10 protein-coding genes are annotated in these 16,170 nt (G+C 36.2%); 5 read left to right on the top strand and 5 right to left on the bottom strand.

Going from position 1 to position 16,170, the window contains the following annotated elements; translation table 11 throughout:
- Positions 1 to 170 precede the first annotated feature (170 nt).
- Together V6260_RS13880 and V6260_RS13885 are read right to left on the bottom strand one after the other, a co-directional pair.
- Positions 171 to 1,769 (bottom strand): ABC-F family ATPase, encoded by a 1,599-nt coding sequence (locus tag V6260_RS13880; RefSeq protein WP_341594734.1) that lies wholly within the window; start codon positions 1,767 to 1,769, stop codon positions 171 to 173.
- Positions 1,770 to 2,037: 268 nt separating this feature from the next.
- A complete protein-coding gene (locus V6260_RS13885; RefSeq protein WP_341594735.1) occupies positions 2,038 to 2,775 on the bottom strand; it encodes a substrate-binding periplasmic protein in 738 nt (245 codons plus the stop codon).
- A gap of 259 nt (positions 2,776 to 3,034) precedes the next feature.
- Between V6260_RS13885 and V6260_RS13890 the strand changes: the two genes are divergently transcribed.
- Entirely contained in the window at positions 3,035 to 4,156 is a 1,122-nt protein-coding gene (locus tag V6260_RS13890) for a cysteine desulfurase family protein (protein ID WP_341594736.1), read from the top strand.
- A gap of 11 nt (positions 4,157 to 4,167) precedes the next feature.
- Here V6260_RS13890 and V6260_RS13895 read toward each other — a convergent pair whose 3' ends face one another.
- Genes V6260_RS13895 through V6260_RS13905 form a run of 3 tightly spaced genes read right to left on the bottom strand, consistent with a single transcriptional unit; the run spans position 4,168 to position 9,374 of the window.
- On the bottom strand, positions 4,168 to 5,064 hold the full coding sequence (locus tag V6260_RS13895; RefSeq protein ID WP_341594738.1) for a phosphoadenosine phosphosulfate reductase family protein: 897 nt from the start codon (positions 5,062 to 5,064) through the stop codon (positions 4,168 to 4,170).
- Complete coding sequence (locus tag V6260_RS13900) at positions 5,048 to 8,446, bottom strand: hypothetical protein (protein WP_341594739.1); 3,399 nt, start codon at positions 8,444 to 8,446, stop codon at positions 5,048 to 5,050. The genes V6260_RS13895 and V6260_RS13900 overlap by 17 nt, the downstream gene beginning before the upstream one ends.
- A complete protein-coding gene (locus V6260_RS13905) occupies positions 8,439 to 9,374 on the bottom strand; it encodes a DUF4007 family protein (RefSeq protein WP_341594740.1) in 936 nt (311 codons plus the stop codon). Before V6260_RS13905 ends, V6260_RS13900 begins: the two co-directional genes overlap by 8 nt.
- Positions 9,375 to 9,643: 269 nt before the next feature.
- On the opposite strand from V6260_RS13905, the gene V6260_RS13910 reads away from it, so the two are divergent.
- From V6260_RS13910 to V6260_RS13925, 4 genes are read left to right on the top strand one after another with little or no spacing between them, the layout of a single operon-like run.
- Positions 9,644 to 11,290 (top strand): DEAD/DEAH box helicase, encoded by a 1,647-nt coding sequence (locus V6260_RS13910; protein WP_341594741.1) that lies wholly within the window; start codon positions 9,644 to 9,646, stop codon positions 11,288 to 11,290.
- Positions 11,290 to 13,098 (top strand): ATP-binding protein, encoded by a 1,809-nt coding sequence (locus V6260_RS13915; protein ID WP_341594742.1) that lies wholly within the window; start codon positions 11,290 to 11,292, stop codon positions 13,096 to 13,098. Before V6260_RS13910 ends, V6260_RS13915 begins: the two co-directional genes overlap by 1 nt.
- Positions 13,098 to 14,024, top strand: a complete 927-nt coding sequence (locus V6260_RS13920) for a phospholipase D-like domain-containing protein (protein WP_341594743.1) — start codon at positions 13,098 to 13,100, stop codon at positions 14,022 to 14,024. Before V6260_RS13915 ends, V6260_RS13920 begins: the two co-directional genes overlap by 1 nt.
- Positions 14,024 to 16,168, top strand: a complete 2,145-nt coding sequence (locus tag V6260_RS13925; RefSeq protein ID WP_341594744.1) for a DUF262 domain-containing protein — start codon at positions 14,024 to 14,026, stop codon at positions 16,166 to 16,168. The genes V6260_RS13920 and V6260_RS13925 overlap by 1 nt, the downstream gene beginning before the upstream one ends.
- The last annotated feature ends 2 nt before the right edge of the window (positions 16,169 to 16,170 follow it).

Below are 16,170 nucleotides of genomic sequence, written 5' to 3' on the forward strand. Positions count from 1 at the left end.
TGTGTAGGCGTGGAGCTTGCTCACGCAAGAATCTTATATAACGGTGGTGAATATATGTGTAGGCATGGAGCTTGTTCACGCGAGAAGCTTTTAATTATTTAAATCTATTTATCACCCACAAAAAACGGCGCTAAACTAAGCACCGTTTTTAAAATCAATAAAGAAAATATTTACGCTTTTTTCTCTTCACAACTTGCTAGGTATTCGTCAAACGTACCTTGGAAGTCGATTACTTCTTTATCTTTAATATCAATGATACGCGTCGCTAATGACGAAACAAACTCACGGTCATGGCTTACAAAAATAAGCGTACCTTCAAAGTCTTTAAGCGCATTATTAAGCGCTTCAATAGCTTCCATATCCATGTGGTTTGTTGGCTCGTCCATTACAAGTACGTTTACGTCTTGCATCATTAACTTACCAAATAACAAACGGTTTTTTTCACCACCTGAACAGTTACGCGCTTTTTTGTTTGAATCGTCTGCAGTAAACAACAAACGGCCTAACATGCCACGAACCATTAAATCGTTATGCTTAGCTGTACGCCATTGCGACATCCAATCAAACAACGTTAAGTCGTTATCAAAGTCTTTTGTACTGTCTTGCGGGCAGTAACCAAAGCTCGCATTTTCAGACCACTTAATCTCGCCTTCATTACTTTTAAGCTCATTTACTAAACAGCGTAAAAAGGTTGTTTTACCCACACCGTTTTCGCCAATTACCGCAAGCTTCGCACCTGCTTCAAGTAAAAACTCGCCGCCGCTAAATAATGTTTCGCCATCAAAACCATGGCCAAGCTTATTAACTTCAAGCGCTTGGCGATACATTTTTTTACCTTCGTCAAAACTAAGTGACGGGCTCATACGGCTTGACGCTTTAACTTCATCAAGCTTAATTTTATCCATTTTTTTAGCGCGCGAACTCGCTTGCTTAGCTTTAGAAGCATTAGCACCAAAGCGGTTAACAAAGTCTTGTAGCTCGTCAATCTCGGCGCTTTTTTTAGCGTTTTCAGCTAAAAGTTGTTCGCGTTGCAGGCCTGCCGCTTCTAAAAACTTCTCGTAGTTACCAGGGTAAATACGCAGCTCGCCGTAATCAATATCGGCCATGTGCGTACATACCGAGTTTAAAAAATGGCGGTCATGGGAAATAATAATCATCGTACATTTACGTTTGTTAAGCTCGTTAGCAAGCCACGTAATGGTATGAATATCCAAGTTATTGGTAGGCTCATCGAGTAGCAAAATATCAGGGTTTGCAAATAACGCCTGCGCTAAAAGCACACGTAGTTTCCAACCTGGGGCAACGTTCGCCATTAGCCCGTAATGAAATTCTTTATCTATACCCGCTTCAAGCAAAATCTCTTCAGCGCGGCTTTCTGCCGTGTAACCGTCCATTTCAGCAAATACACTTTCAAGATCGGCTACTTTCATACCGTCTTCTTCGCTCATTTCTGGTAACGAGTAAATACGTTCGCGTTCTTGCTTTACTTTCCAAAGCTCCACGTCGCCCATAGTTACCGCGTCTACAACGCTGTATTGCTCAAAAGCAAACTGGTCTTGGCTTAGGTTACCTACTTTTAACCCTGGAGTAATAGACACATTACCCGCGCTCGGAACAAGCGCACCGCTTAAAATTTTCATGAAAGTCGATTTGCCGCAGCCGTTAGCGCCAATTAAACCGTAACGGTTACCGTTACCAAATTTAGCTGAAATGTTTTCAAACAACGGCTCTGCGCCAAACTGCATAGTAATATTTGCGGTGGAGATCAAAAAGTTAGTCCTAGAATGAGTACTGACAGGGACCAACTGCAGCAAAACGCCACAAACAAGACCAAGCAATAGGGTAAATTAGCTGGCGAATTATACAGATCACACAAAGGGAATGAAAGATAAAAGGTCGCCATTTTAAAGGCAATTTATATAAAGCGCTTAGTATAGTGTGTGCGGGTAAGGGGTTTAATTAAAAACAACACAAGCCATTATTTGTTGTTTAGTAATCAAACTACCAACAATAACAACCGCCTTATTTTAACTACAACTATTCAAATAAAGCCTTAAGAGCCGCTTTGTTTTTATTTATATACTTATTAATAATGGTAACTTCAGCCTCCGACACTGTTTTTTTACTGAGCATCAAATGTACCTGGTTTTTATTTACATATTTAATGTTGTCAACTAGCTGCAAATTAATGCCTCGCTTGCTAAAATAATCGCCAACTAGCGAGTCTTCAATTGCAAAATCAATACGCTGTTTATTAAGCATTTCAAAGCGTTTACTGGTTGCGCTGGTATATTCGATTTGTTTTTTGTATGTTGTTTTATACTGCTCAAATTCTTCACCGTAGTAACTTCCAAAGTTAGCGCCAACGCTAAGGCCTTGTTCAAAAATATCAGCTAAACTTTTAATGCTATGCGGATTATTTTTATTTTCGTATAAGCTCATCACCTCAGTTCGATAGCTATCGGTATAGTAAACATATTTTGCACGTTCTTTGGTATAGCTAGCAGCCCAACCTAAATCTATACGGCCGTGCCTAATTTCAGTAAAAGCACGTTTCGAATTAGGCAATAGCTCCACTTTAAAACAAAAAGGGGAGTCTTTAAAAATAATATTAAGCGCGTCTACCTCAGTGCCTTTAAATATATCACTCATTCCCATTACATAAGGCGGCCAAAAAGCATCATGGGAGGCAACAGTAAGCATTCTTTCACAGGCAAATACATTAAATGGAGCCGTCAACAGCAAACACAGTAATACGGTCGTTAATTTATTCATTGCGCCTCATGCAGTGTAATTTTTTGTTTGTTATTTAAACAGTATAAACCAGCTTTTATATAATGGTGCAGGAATGCCCAAAGTTGTTAAAAAATGCATTAAAAAAGCTAGCAATAAACTTCAATGCGAGAAGATTATTGCTAAATTCAATACAAACAGCGTATTAAGTATTATTGAATTTATATTTTAGGTTTGTGTATGCAAGTACAGCCAACAAGATTTATGTTATCTTTAAGCTTCTAAATTAAGGATTAATTAAATGATATATCTTGATTCAGCGGCTTCGTACCCACTACTTCCAGAAGTTAAAACATCTTTAATAGATGCATTCGATAGTTGTTATGCAAACTCTGCCTCAGGCCACATTTTAGGTGAAGCTGCTTTACAAAAAGTAGATAAAGTAAGAGAAGACCTTGCTGATATGATCGGCGCATATCCAAGTGAAATTATTTTTACTAGCGGGGCTACAGAGTCGAATAATATTGCCTTCAAGAGCATATTACTTAATAGCGATCATCCAAAAGATAAAAATCATATTATTATTAGTGCTATTGAGCATAAATGCATTTTTGCTATTTGCGAGTATTTAAAAGGCAAAGGCTTTGAAGTGTCTATTGTAATGCCTAATAAAGAAGGAATTATTGAGCCTAAAAGCATAGTAAGCCTGATCAAATCATCTACAGCACTTGTTTCTGTAATGCATGTTAATAATGAATTAGGAACGATTAATCCCATTTCCGAAATTGGTGAAATATGTTTTGAGCACAATATTCTTTTTCATAGTGATGCAGCGCAAAGCTTCGGGAAAACTGAGATTGATGTAGATGATCTGAATGTTGATATTATGTCGTTTTCAGCTCATAAAATCGGTGGCCCAAAAGGTATTGGAGCTGTCTATATTCGAGACTTGCGAAAACGCTCTCTAACACCGGTTATTCATGGTGCAGGGCAAGAGCAAGGAATTAGAGGCGGAACAGTAGCAGCGCCTCTAATAGTCGGTTTTGGAACGGCAATAAATACATTTCCACACAGTTATCTAAGCTTTGTTGATAAAGGGATACGTAACTACTTATTAAAGCAGCTTACTATTGCTGAAATCCCTTTTTCTATAAACGGTAATGAAAAAGTTTTACCGCATATGGTTTCTTTAACTTTACCTAAAATAAATGTAGGTATTTTGGTACGAGACAATGAAGAGCTCTTTTGTTTAGCTCAAGGCTCCGCTTGCTCTTCTAAAGAAATTGAAGCGTCACATGTTTTAACTGCATTAGGTCTGAGTCGTGAAGAAGCTGAATTTACTTTTCGCATAAGTTTTACGAACGAAATCACCACCGCAGATATTAATCTATTGATTTCAGCTATAAAAAAAGCGGCTATTTAGCCGCTTTCTTATTATTTATAGCATGTTACACAGGCTCCACCGCCTTCTGCTTCATCATAAATATCATCTAATTCGTTGAATTCACATACACCGTTAAAGTCGCCTAACAGTGCATTGCGACGCTTTTTCTTGTTAAAGCGAGCAACTTTCTTCTCGTGATTTTCAATAATTCTTTTTTGTACTGTTGGGTCTTCTAATGTTTCTAATGGCTGGCCTTGGCCCATCCAATAAAAGCGTTCACCTACAGTAGTATTGTTGTCATCGCCTTTTTCAAAAGCTTTGGCTTCTTCAAATAAATCAGGGTGCTTTTCCATAAGCTTAACCCATTCTATTTTTCTTTGATAAAAACAAAATGTACAACCAGAGCGAGAGCGCCATTTATAATATTTAGGCAGTTCTAAACCATTGCGCTGTAATATATTTTCGATGTCACTTCTTACTATGCCGTGTTCTCTGAAAGGAAACACAGACTCGATTGGCTTTTCAATTGTCATATAACCTACGCGTTCAGGCTCATCTGCTCTTATGCCAACATAATTTTTTATTTTGTAACCATCTTTAATAAAGCTATCTAACCACTGTTCAAAGGGTTTTAGCTTCATCTGAACAGTACACCACCGATCTCTTTGAGAAGGTAAGTAATTACCATGCTCTTTTAAAAGATGAGCAAAGTCTTTTTCACCACGCCCTTCAATATTATTTAAAGAGCGCGCATTTAAACGATGAATATAACCAAGCTTTTCTTCAAGTTGATCAATAAATTCATTAGTTTCTGGCAGTTCATAACCCGTATCAGTAAAAAAATATTCTACGTCTAATTCTGGGTAGGTTTCTTTCACAAATAGAGCCAAAGCACTACTGTCTTTACCGCCAGAGAGGCCTAAAACATGTTTAACTTTTTTCGTCATCTAGCACCTCAGTTTCTGTTTGATCCATCAAATTAGTTAACAAACTAGTTAGTGCTGCGAGTTGTTTTTCTTTTGGTATATTAGCAATAGATGTTTGAATATTATCAATCGCGGTTTTTACATCTTTATCTCGCTCTAGCTCGTGCTTAATAAATCCACCAAACTCCTGATGATTCCCTTCATTATCAGTTGTAATAAACGCAAGTGGTTTAGAGTTACCCTGAGTTTGTATATTACCGAAGGATTCAATTCGTCTAAATTGTACACATAAGTTCTGTAGTTCATCTAAGCCACTACGTAAGTGTTTATCTGTCCAATTACGCTCTGGTGTTCCAGCAGCTAAATTAATAATAAACTCAAATTTAGTTTTACCATCTATATGCTGTGAAATACGCTTAGCAAGTTCTTTAACATTAGGGCGCTTAGCAACCTTTTCAACAAAATCACATCGCTCTTTCAAGGCTTGGTTAAAGTCTTCGCCTAACATTTGAATAATAATTTGCTTAAATCCAGTTAGTAAAATATCGTGCTGAGCACTTAAATCTTCAATAGCTGTTTTTAAGTAGTTTCCAAGTTTATCTTCAAGTGTAGGATCATCTTTCTTAAAGCCAAATACTGCAGGTAAGTCATCTAAAATTAATTTGTAAGGGTCATTGGCAGCTATCACTTTATTTCTAAAGTCACGAGCTTGTTTTGTTAAACCGTTACCTTCATCACCTGTAAAACTTTCACCACTGGTTTTTTTAACCCATGTAGGAAGTTTGTGAACAATTCCTACTATGTGTTTAGCAATGTTTAAAATAGCAACATCATTTTTAACTTCACCAAGCGTTGCTTGCGCTAAGTTCTCCAGTAAGTGGCTTTGTATTTCAGATATTTCAAAATAACGAACACCAGCTTCATTCGGGTGCTTATAGATTTTATTGACTAATTCTTCATCTAATTCAGGTATGAAAATAAACTGGTTTGTTGAGTCCCAGTCGTAATAAGCAACTTGCCCTTCAAGAGATTTAAGTAAAGCTAAACCATAAATACGACACAAGCCGGCTGTTAAGCCAAAAGGCGGAAGCATCCAAAAATCATAAAGTTCGGCTAACGTAACTTGCTTGTTTTTCGAATTGTTTTTTATAAAGTTAAAGCCACTTTTAAACAATTCATACATTTCAGGATTAGCGGCTTGTGATTTTTTACTCCACTCGCTAGGGAATAAAAAGCCTTCAGATGTTTCACAGTGCCAACCTTTACTTTTTAAGCAAGAAAGATAAAGGCCTTTTTCAGGCGGAAAAGATTTTTCATCAAAACCGAGATCTTTTTCATCACCTTGGTCAAACATGGCATTCATTAACTTGCGGATAGCACTATTCGCACTACCAGAAGGTTTTGAACGATTTACTAGCTCATTTATGACTACCGGAGATTTACTAAATAGCTCATTTGCAATTTTTGAGGCGATAGATGTTAAAGGCGCTGCGTGTAACTTTTTACCACAATGAAACCAGTCAGCATTTTTATAAACATACTGCAGCTCATGATCTACATTTGTTTGTGCAAATTTAATTCTGTTCTCAAGTTCATTTTTAGCAATGAGGTCATGAGCTATTTTCTTCTCGTCTTTAAGTATCTGCTTTAAAGCGATTAACTCAATGGCAGCATTTTTAAGATTTGAAAAATCTTCAAATTTACCAACAATACTAAAGGGCATTGATTCTTCATGAGGTTTCAGTGCTTTAGCAATATCCTCATTCACACATAGAATAAATGTAGCGAAAGCTTCACCCGTTTTAGGGGGGGTAATAAATGGTTCAATAAGAGCAACATCATACTTGTTTATCAGCTTTGTAGTTGCCCAACGCATAGTGCCTGTTTTATGGTAATGCGCCGTCGCCAAAATATTTTGCGGTATATCACATATTTCTGTCCAATCAACACCATAGCTTATTGCTTCAATACGTTCATTAATCAAGCTGTTAATATCGATGTCACTACCTTGAAACACAAACAAAGCATCGTGTTTTTGTCGGTAAATTATAACCGTCCAAGTCTCAAGATCGGTCAAACATTGCATTATTTCCGCAGCTTGATAACCCCGGCTAACAAAATATTTTTTTATAAATTCGCGTTTAGCATGTAATTGATGATGAAAACCAAAAATAGTGAGTAGAGCGATTAGTTTAGTAATAGCAGTATGTAGTTCACCGCCTTTTTGTTCAGCTCTATAAATGGCATCACAGCCCTCTAACCATGCTTTGCTATCTTGCGAAGTAACAATTAAATGATGTAAGTTATGATGCAAATAGTCCCAATACATTTCAGGGCGATATAAACTTAACTCTTCATTAAGCTCATCATATTCTGCCTCTAAAAACTCTCTGAACCCATATTTTTCATGTGACGCTAAAAAGCCAAACAGGCTTCGTTCGTTCTGAGAAAAGCGACGACGAGAAACAGGGCCAAGCAATAAGCTCACAATTGGGTCGAGTGGTAACGTATTACTTAATGCATCAACATTTTTGTTTTGATTAGCAAATGCAGAGCTAACAACATCAACTAAATTTTCATATTTAGATTCAAGTGCATTAACAACTTTTGGAGCTCTAAAAATTGAATCACCAACCAAAACTAATGATTCATCAATAGAAGGATTAAAACTTAAATCTCTGTATCGGCCTTGAACCTTGCTCCACTCTTGTTGTGTTTTAACGTCTTTATTTTTAGCGTAATCAGAAAATGCTTGGTGTAGAAAACCAACCAGCAACACAGGGCGTTTAGCTTGTTGAACAATATCCGCAAGAGACTGAAATAAATGTAAGTCTTTATTTGCACGCGATTGATAGTCTAACGCTTTGCCCATTTCGTCGAGTAGTATTAGAACGCCGTCTTCATTATCATTCTGTTTTTGTAGAAGTGATTTAATCTTGGCTAAACATTCATCATCATCAAGAGCCAGAATATCGTCAGTATTATACTTAACGTTAAATGCATTCAATAGGCTAATTAAAATACTATTTGCAGGCGCTTCTAGGCCGCAAACATGCTTAATTGTTTTCCAGCCATTAGTAATGTTAAATCTATTATCAAACTCAGTTATTACTTTTTGAGATCGACTTAATTTGCTTAATGCGTAATTACGTTGGTCTGAATCAGTAGAAAGTAAGCAAGATAAAAATAAGGCTACAGTTGATTTACCAGAACCATAAGGACCGGTGATTGTGTATGCTCTTTGCGTACTACCTTCAAATTCACGGCTAACAGTATCAAGTACGTTTATCGCTGTACCATGTACAATAAAATCATCAATAAAAGGTTTTAGGTTTGCACTATCAACATCAATGCGAGTGGAGCTTTTATATCGTTGGTTAATTGCAATAATAGATTCAGACATTGTATTTGCCGTAATAGTCATTTAAGTAATTGATAGTATTGTTTTTTGCAGAATCAGAAACATTAACCTGCCTTAGCCCTAGTGAATCAACCCATGAAATATTTTTGTTAGTATGTTCTTGAGCTTCATCGAGTTTTTGCCCTAATCCAGATTCAGACAACCTAAATATACGTCCAGGTGAACACGGTTTAGTCAGTAATGAATCAAAGTCAATCGTACTCACGTTAGAGTCAACAGTTTCTACTTTGAAAAACTCAAGTAATGCATATATAAATACGTCAATAGGTAGCTCAGGTCTTTCTGTTAAATTACTAACATAAAAAGAACGACCATTGTCTTGCACTAAATTAAGCTCAGCAAGCGGAGAGGTGAAGTGATCTTCATCTATTCTTTTTGTTGTTGTCTTAACTTTCTTACTGTACATATTTAAAAAACAATCGATGTCTTTTTTTATAGTTGTAACATTACCAACTTCACTTTTAACTAAGCGTTTTGCATCTTCATAGCAATCATCAATCAGTTTTGATTTCTCAAAGTGCTGAACATTAGAGTAGTTAAAAAAGTAACGATATGCAGTTAAGTGCTCATCATTAAAGTTTAACCAAAAGTGCAACAACCATATAGAACCCGATAATTCTAAGTAAGGGTCTTTAGCATCATCACCAAACAAATACTGCCCTTTATCTTGAGTAACTTTATGTAGGGTTTTATTGTTTTCTCTTTCGCTTTTTATAATACCGCTCGACTCAGCCCAATACTGAATCGCTTTTACCATATTTTTACCAACACCAAGTTCAACAATAGAGTGACGAATACTTTCTTCGTCAGAACTTGAGAAATTACCATTTGAATTCAAATGATTAACCGCTTTGAATAGCCATCCATAGCGCAGAGGGAAAGTGTCGTGACCTGTAAACTTAGCTTTCATAGCTTTTTGAGTGCCTCTGGAGAAATTGTCCAAGCGACGATATTAACTTGAATTAAGATTAAGAGGAAGGCTTCAAGATAATTAATCAATAAAAAACTGTACTTTTATACAGTTTAATTTAATTTATCTCAATTCCCTTGTGGACGTAAGGTCTTTATTGTAAAGTTTTGAATATAAAGATAAATAATCAAATGATCTAGCCTGGCTTTCTACCTGTAGGCTCTAAGTGAATGGAAGCTATCATATTGATTTACATTAAAGGATTAAATATGCTGGCAAAAATTTTATCAAATTTTTCTGAAGATGAATTATTAAGTTTTCTCCCCAAAAACTCAATAAATTTCGCGTTGCAACTTGATGCGCATGAGAACCAAATTTCTGAAACCAAAGCTTATAATAAAAATAAACTTGCAGGTATTGTTGCCAGTGTTAAGCAGGTCGACTTCATTTTTGATGCTCAATTACGTATAAAACTAATAGAACGATTATCAGCACAACAACTCGCAGAGCTGTTTCCTAGCTTTGAACTTGAAGCAAAACACGTTACTCCAAAATACTATGATGCCATCATAAGTTGGGCTGAAGATAATCCTAAAAAGTTCGCAGCTTTATTAGGACTTTCTGCGTTATATGAAAGTCAATTAAGCCAAGATAATGGATTAGAAAGCATAAAGTGTATTGAGCCAAATTACGGCCTTTATCCATACCAACAAAACATTAGCAAACAGGTGTTTGCTGAACTTGCACAGAATAAAAAACGAGTACTAATTCACTTGCCTACAGGGGCAGGTAAGACACGCACCGCAATGAATATAGCTGCCGAACATTTAAGGCAGTCTGAAAGTAACTTGGTACTTTGGCTTGCAGACCGAGAAGAACTTTGTTCTCAAGCATATTCTGAGTTTGCGACAGCTTGGCAATCCCTAGGTAATCGCTCTACTTCCCTTTATGGCTTTTATTCAAGCTCCACAGAAAGCTTGAGTGGTATTGATTCAGGTTTTGTTGTTGGTGGCTTACACAAGTTCTTGAGTTTACGAAAAAGTGATTCTAGACAGTTACAACTTTTATATAGCAAGCTTGCTAAAAAAGTAACATTAGTAATTTTTGATGAAGCCCACAAAGCAGTAGCTCCTAAATTCCAAGAAGTTGTTCAAGACTTTATTGATGACAAAGCATTTCACGCCGACTTGATCGGTTTAACTGCCACTCCAGGCAGAAGCTACTCTGAGGATGGACTATCTGAAGAAGATGCGCGTCTAGCTACCTTTTTTTATAACAATAAAGTATCAATGCAAATATCAGGTTATCTCTCGCCAATAGATTACTTGGTTGAAAAAGGGTATTTGGCCAAAGCGAACTTTAAGTCGTTAAATTATGATCACTCAGGTATTGCTGCTTATGAGTTAAGGGATGCGGGCGGTGTTGAAACAATGACGACGTTAGCAAATAACATTGAGCGAAATCGTCAGATCCTCAATACTATTATTGATGAATGTAAACTTGAGTCACAAATTATTGTTTTTGCATGTACCGTAGAACACGGCATTAATTTGGCTACAGCGCTTGCCTACCAAGGTATAAAAGCAGCATCAATTGATAGTAAAAATGATACAGCAGAGAGCCGAAGAGCCAAAATTGCGCAATATAAAAATGGTGAGCTACAAGTTCTTGTTAATTTTAATGTATTAACAGCGGGCTTTGATGCACCTAAAACTAACGTTACCGTAATAGCTAAACCAATGAACTCCTTAGTACAGTACTTGCAAATGGCGGGTCGTGCTATGAGAGGCTATAAAAGTGGTGGTAACAAAGAGTGTAATATTTATACAGTTATGGATAACATACCTGAGTTTCAAAGTATTAGCCTCGCATTTGGTTATTGGAATGATATGTGGGCAGAAAAGGATATAAAATAATGAGTAATAGATTTTTAAGTGCTGAAACTGTTATTGAGTCGTTAAGAGATAATGGTTACAACAATACCGCATATGCGCTAGCTGAACTTATCGATAATAGCTTGCAAGCAACAGCTACCCGTGTAGAAGTTGGTTTTATAGAAGAGCAACTAAAAGCCCGTAAAAATTATACCGTATCAGAAATTTCCCTTTGGGATAATGGCGTGGGTATGGATATTGAAACGTTGCGGGTTGCTATGCAATTTGGTGGTGGAACACATCGTAAAGATACAGGTGGTATGGGTAAATTTGGTATGGGATTGCCAAATTCTTCTATCTCTCAGTGTAAACGTGTTGATGTATGGAGTTGGCAGGCAGGTGGAGAGCCTTACCATACTTACTTAGATGTTGATGAAATGAAAAGTGGTGCGCTTGAAGAAGTGCCAATACCCACAGCAAAAGCAATCCCTTCTAAGTACGAGAAAGCATTTTTTACTAAAAAACCGGAATCTGGCACCTTAATTATTTGGTCTAAGCTTGACCGTTTAAGCTGGAAAACGGGCAAATCTATTTATCGCCACTGCGAGCATCTTGTCGGTAGAATGTATCGTAACTTTATTAGTGATGACAACATAAAAATAGACAGCATTACTTACCGTAAATCAGCGGATGACAGGCTTGATGTTTACGATAAAGAAACTTTTAAAGCTAATGACCCAATGTATTTACTCAAGAATACTTCATTGCCGGAGTTACCTGGTAGTTATAAAAATGAAGCTTTCTTTGAGAAGATGGATGAAGAAGTCATTTCTGTTGAATATATAGATGAAAATGGAGAGCCTAAGCGGGATGATGTAACGGTTACCACTTCAATGGCTAAAAAGAATATCACTAATAGAATTATTAAAGATATCACAGGTAAGTTAGGCGCTACTCCGTGGGGGAAACACTGTGGGAAAAATATTGGTATATCAATAGTGCGTGCTAATAGGGAGTTGGTATTGAGAGACTCTTTTTTGAGCTCAGGCTTACGTGAAAGTAAAGGGCGCTTTATTGGTATCGAAGTATCTTTCCCGCCAACTTTGGATGCTGTTTTCGGTGTAACAAATAATAAGCAAGATGCTGTTCGACTTATTCCATATGAAATGAAATCTTTATTTCAACAAGCAGGGTTTGATTCTGAGCAAGAGTACTTAAGAGACTTAGAAGAGAACTCAGACTCTTTACTACAAGTTTTAAAAGTCGTTACGGTTATTAAAAAACACGTTACTATATTAACTAAGTCTTTAGAAACAATAAATGTACAAGGTAAAGCAGTCAAAGGGGAAGAGCCAAAAACAGTGTCTGAAGGTGCGGCATCTAAAGCAACGCAAGGTTCGGCACATCGTGAAACTCATGGTCATAAAACTAAAGAAGAAACACCAAAACAGCTAAAGAAGGAAGATGTTGTTGATCACCTCAAAAAAGCAGGTGGAATGAGTGATGAAGAAGCAGAAGAAAAGGCCGAGCGACTCATCCTTACAGGGAACCGTTTTTTAATTGAAGACGTAGCACGAGATTCTGAAGCATTTTTTGATGTATCAACAAGCAAAGGTTTAACGTTAGTTTTATTTAATACAAACCATGTTTTTTATCAAAAGCTTGTAAGCAAACTCGGTGGTGATGAGCTTGAAATAATGCAAACCACAATTGCTGGCTTTGCACGAGTGATGAATGAAACCACCGATGAACGACGTTTAGCCTATTTAAATACTATTCGTCGAGAATGGGGCTTAGTCATTAGTGAGTTTCTGCAAGGCCCTGAAGATGACGAGTTGGACGACTTTTAATGTCGAGCTTAATCTCAAATACTGAGCTGACACTTCAGCTTGAGGAGTTATTACCTAGTTGCAATGATTTAACTATCATATCTGCTTTTATGACCCAACCAGCGACTCGCTGGTTGGGTCAATTAACTTCTAACAACAAACCTAAAGTTCAATTGGTAGGTCGTTTTACACCGATTGATTTTGCAAAGGGTGCAAGTGACTTAAATGCACTCCGAGATTGTATTAACAACGGCTACCAAGTCAAAGCTCTCGTAAATCTGCACGCAAAAATTTATCAAATAGATCACGATACTATTTTTAATGGTAGCGCTAATTTAACGGGTAAAGGGTTAGCCTTAGTTAACAACGGTAACTTAGAATCATGTAGTAGAGTAAATGCCTGCGAACAATCCAAAGCATTCATCAATAAAATTGTCGAATCAGCCACTGATTTAACATTAAATATGCTTGATAAAATGCAAACTTATTTAGAACAATTTGATGATACTAATGAAACTGAGTTACCCGCTGTATGGCCTGAAGATATACTGCCACAAACAACAGAACTGTTTGTATCAGACTTCCCGTTAGGTAAACCTAGCGTTACTTTGAATGAATACCTACTCAACCCGTCATTACCCTTTGCTCAAATTGAATATGCTAAAGATGAGTTTGTATTAGCATCAGCTTTGTTTAAGCAAACAAAAGCATACAGTTGGCTAAAAACACAAATTATTGAGAATCAATCAGGACGAGACTTAGGTTTTGGGCAAATCTCAAGGTTGTTGCATGGCGCCTTAGCTGATGACCCCGCACCTTACCGACAAGAAATAAAAGATCTCCAAGCAAATTTATATTCGTACATAAAGCTTTATGCAAGTGATGAAATAGAAGTTTACATGCCAGGTAGACGAAGTGAAGTTTTGAGAATTAAAAAGGATAAATAATGGATTTAAAAGGCGCAAAAATTGTAAATTTTTATCAGATTAGTGGTGATGTACAATCTGAAGCATTAGCAGTTAATAAAGTTAAAATTCCTCATTATCAAAGGCCATATAGCTGGGATAACGAGATGGTGAAAAGACTGATTGAAGACTGGCATAGTCAAGATGAAACAGAATATTTTGCAGGCTCAGTAGTAACAGTTGCTGATATGGAAAGAAAAACTCATGACCTAATAGATGGTCAGCAACGCTTCACTACCATTTTTTTGACTAATTATGTTCTTTTCTTACTTTTACGTGTGACTACAAGACAAGCTATTGCTCAATCAAAAATACTGCATTTATCGAAACTTTTCGAACAACTTCAACAGTCTAGCGAATATCTTTTTACTAAAAAAATAGAGCAGTTTGACGGAAATGCTCTACTTGAGGAATTTCAGAGCATAGAAGAAATGGATGGTGAAGATAAGGAAGATGGTAGGAATAATTTTTCAACTAAATATAGAAACCTAGTCTATCTACCAGAGCTAATGGAAGATAGCAGCGATTTTCAAAATGTCCACCGAGATGAATTAACTACCTTTATAACTAAGCACTCAATGCTTTTAACATATGATAGAAAGTCATTTAATTCACAATTCTCAAAAGCTCTATCAAACGTATATATTACTTTAAATGATCAAAACAAGCCAAGGTTACGGATAGTGGAGGAAGATTTAACTAAAATTGAAAAACAATATACAAATGCAATCCAACAAATATTCGACTCTTTCATGGTACTTAACACAAAAGATAAACCTTTTGAAATTGCAAAGTCTCTTATTGATAAGATATCTTCGTTCTTGCACGAGATAAAATTATGTGTAGTACAAACTGGTAACCCGAAAGATGCGTATACTTTATTTGAAGTGCTAAATGATCGCTCAATGGATCTGGCTGATTTAGATTTAATTAAAAATCAGTTCTATAAGAAGTATTGCTTGAAAAGTGAAGAATGCGATAGTGTCATTGACTCAAAAATAGAAACTTTAGAAAACCAATGGGGTGATGAAATATACAGCGATACTGCTGACTATCGTAAAAAGTATATAACGTTCTTCGCCACAGCTTTTATGAGCGGTTCAACATCGATAGGTTATAACCAAAATGATAAGTATAGAGAAGAGGTGAAAAAGTACTTAGAAAATCAAAATGCATATAAGTCACAAGATATAACAATTGATTTTAATATTTTTCAAGCCTGTAGGATAATAGTTAGTACCTTTAACCTTAAAGATCGAGAAAGAGAAAAATTAGCTTTAAAGGCGGAATACAATAAAGATAGAAGCCCTGCTTTTAAATTAATATCACTTTTATGTGCACTTAAATACAATGGTGTTATGGCTGGATATTTTTGTCTTGTTCTTAAATATATACAAGACCATATTTGTTCTAGCTTCAGCCCTAATAAAGTTCAAGCCTTTTTGTATGAGCTTATTGAAAATAAGAATAGAGTAAAGTTTGAAAAATTAAATAGTCAGGCCATAAAGCTGTCTCATTTAGCATTGCTTCATAGAGATTATAAAGGTGCTAGAGAAATGGGCAATCGTTTGTTAAGTCAAAATAATAAAACTTCTTCAAACGTATACTACTCAGATTTGACTCCTCTGAATGATGAAAATAAAGATCTCTTTTATTCTTGGCTAGATAGCTGGCAATATAACTCTTCTGATATTAAAGTTAGGGTACTTTTTGCTAAGCTATTATCAACCTCTCTAGATGCTGACAAGCTAACGGTTAAAAGTATCAATATAGGAATATCAGAAGAGGATGTGTCGAAGTTGCATTTAGATCACATGGAACCAAGGTCTCCGGAACAATCTAACATCACAGCCTATTTTGCAGATGACTCTCGTGACTACCATGTAAATTCAATAGGGAATATGTTTCCATTACCTCAGGCACAGAATATAGATAAATCTAATAAGCCATTTTCCGAGTCGTTTAAATACCTTGAAAATTCAGGACTCGGTGGGCATTGGATTACTCAAAAAACACGAAAAATATTTGATGAGAATAATGATTGCAATGTTCCGAAGCAAGAGTTTTTCACAAAACGGAAAACATTATTAAAAGAAAAGTTTTATGAATCACTAAAATTAGATTAACT

Source organism: Pseudoalteromonas aliena, from assembly GCF_038155085.1.
Lineage (GTDB): Bacteria > Pseudomonadota > Gammaproteobacteria > Enterobacterales > Alteromonadaceae > Pseudoalteromonas > Pseudoalteromonas aliena_A.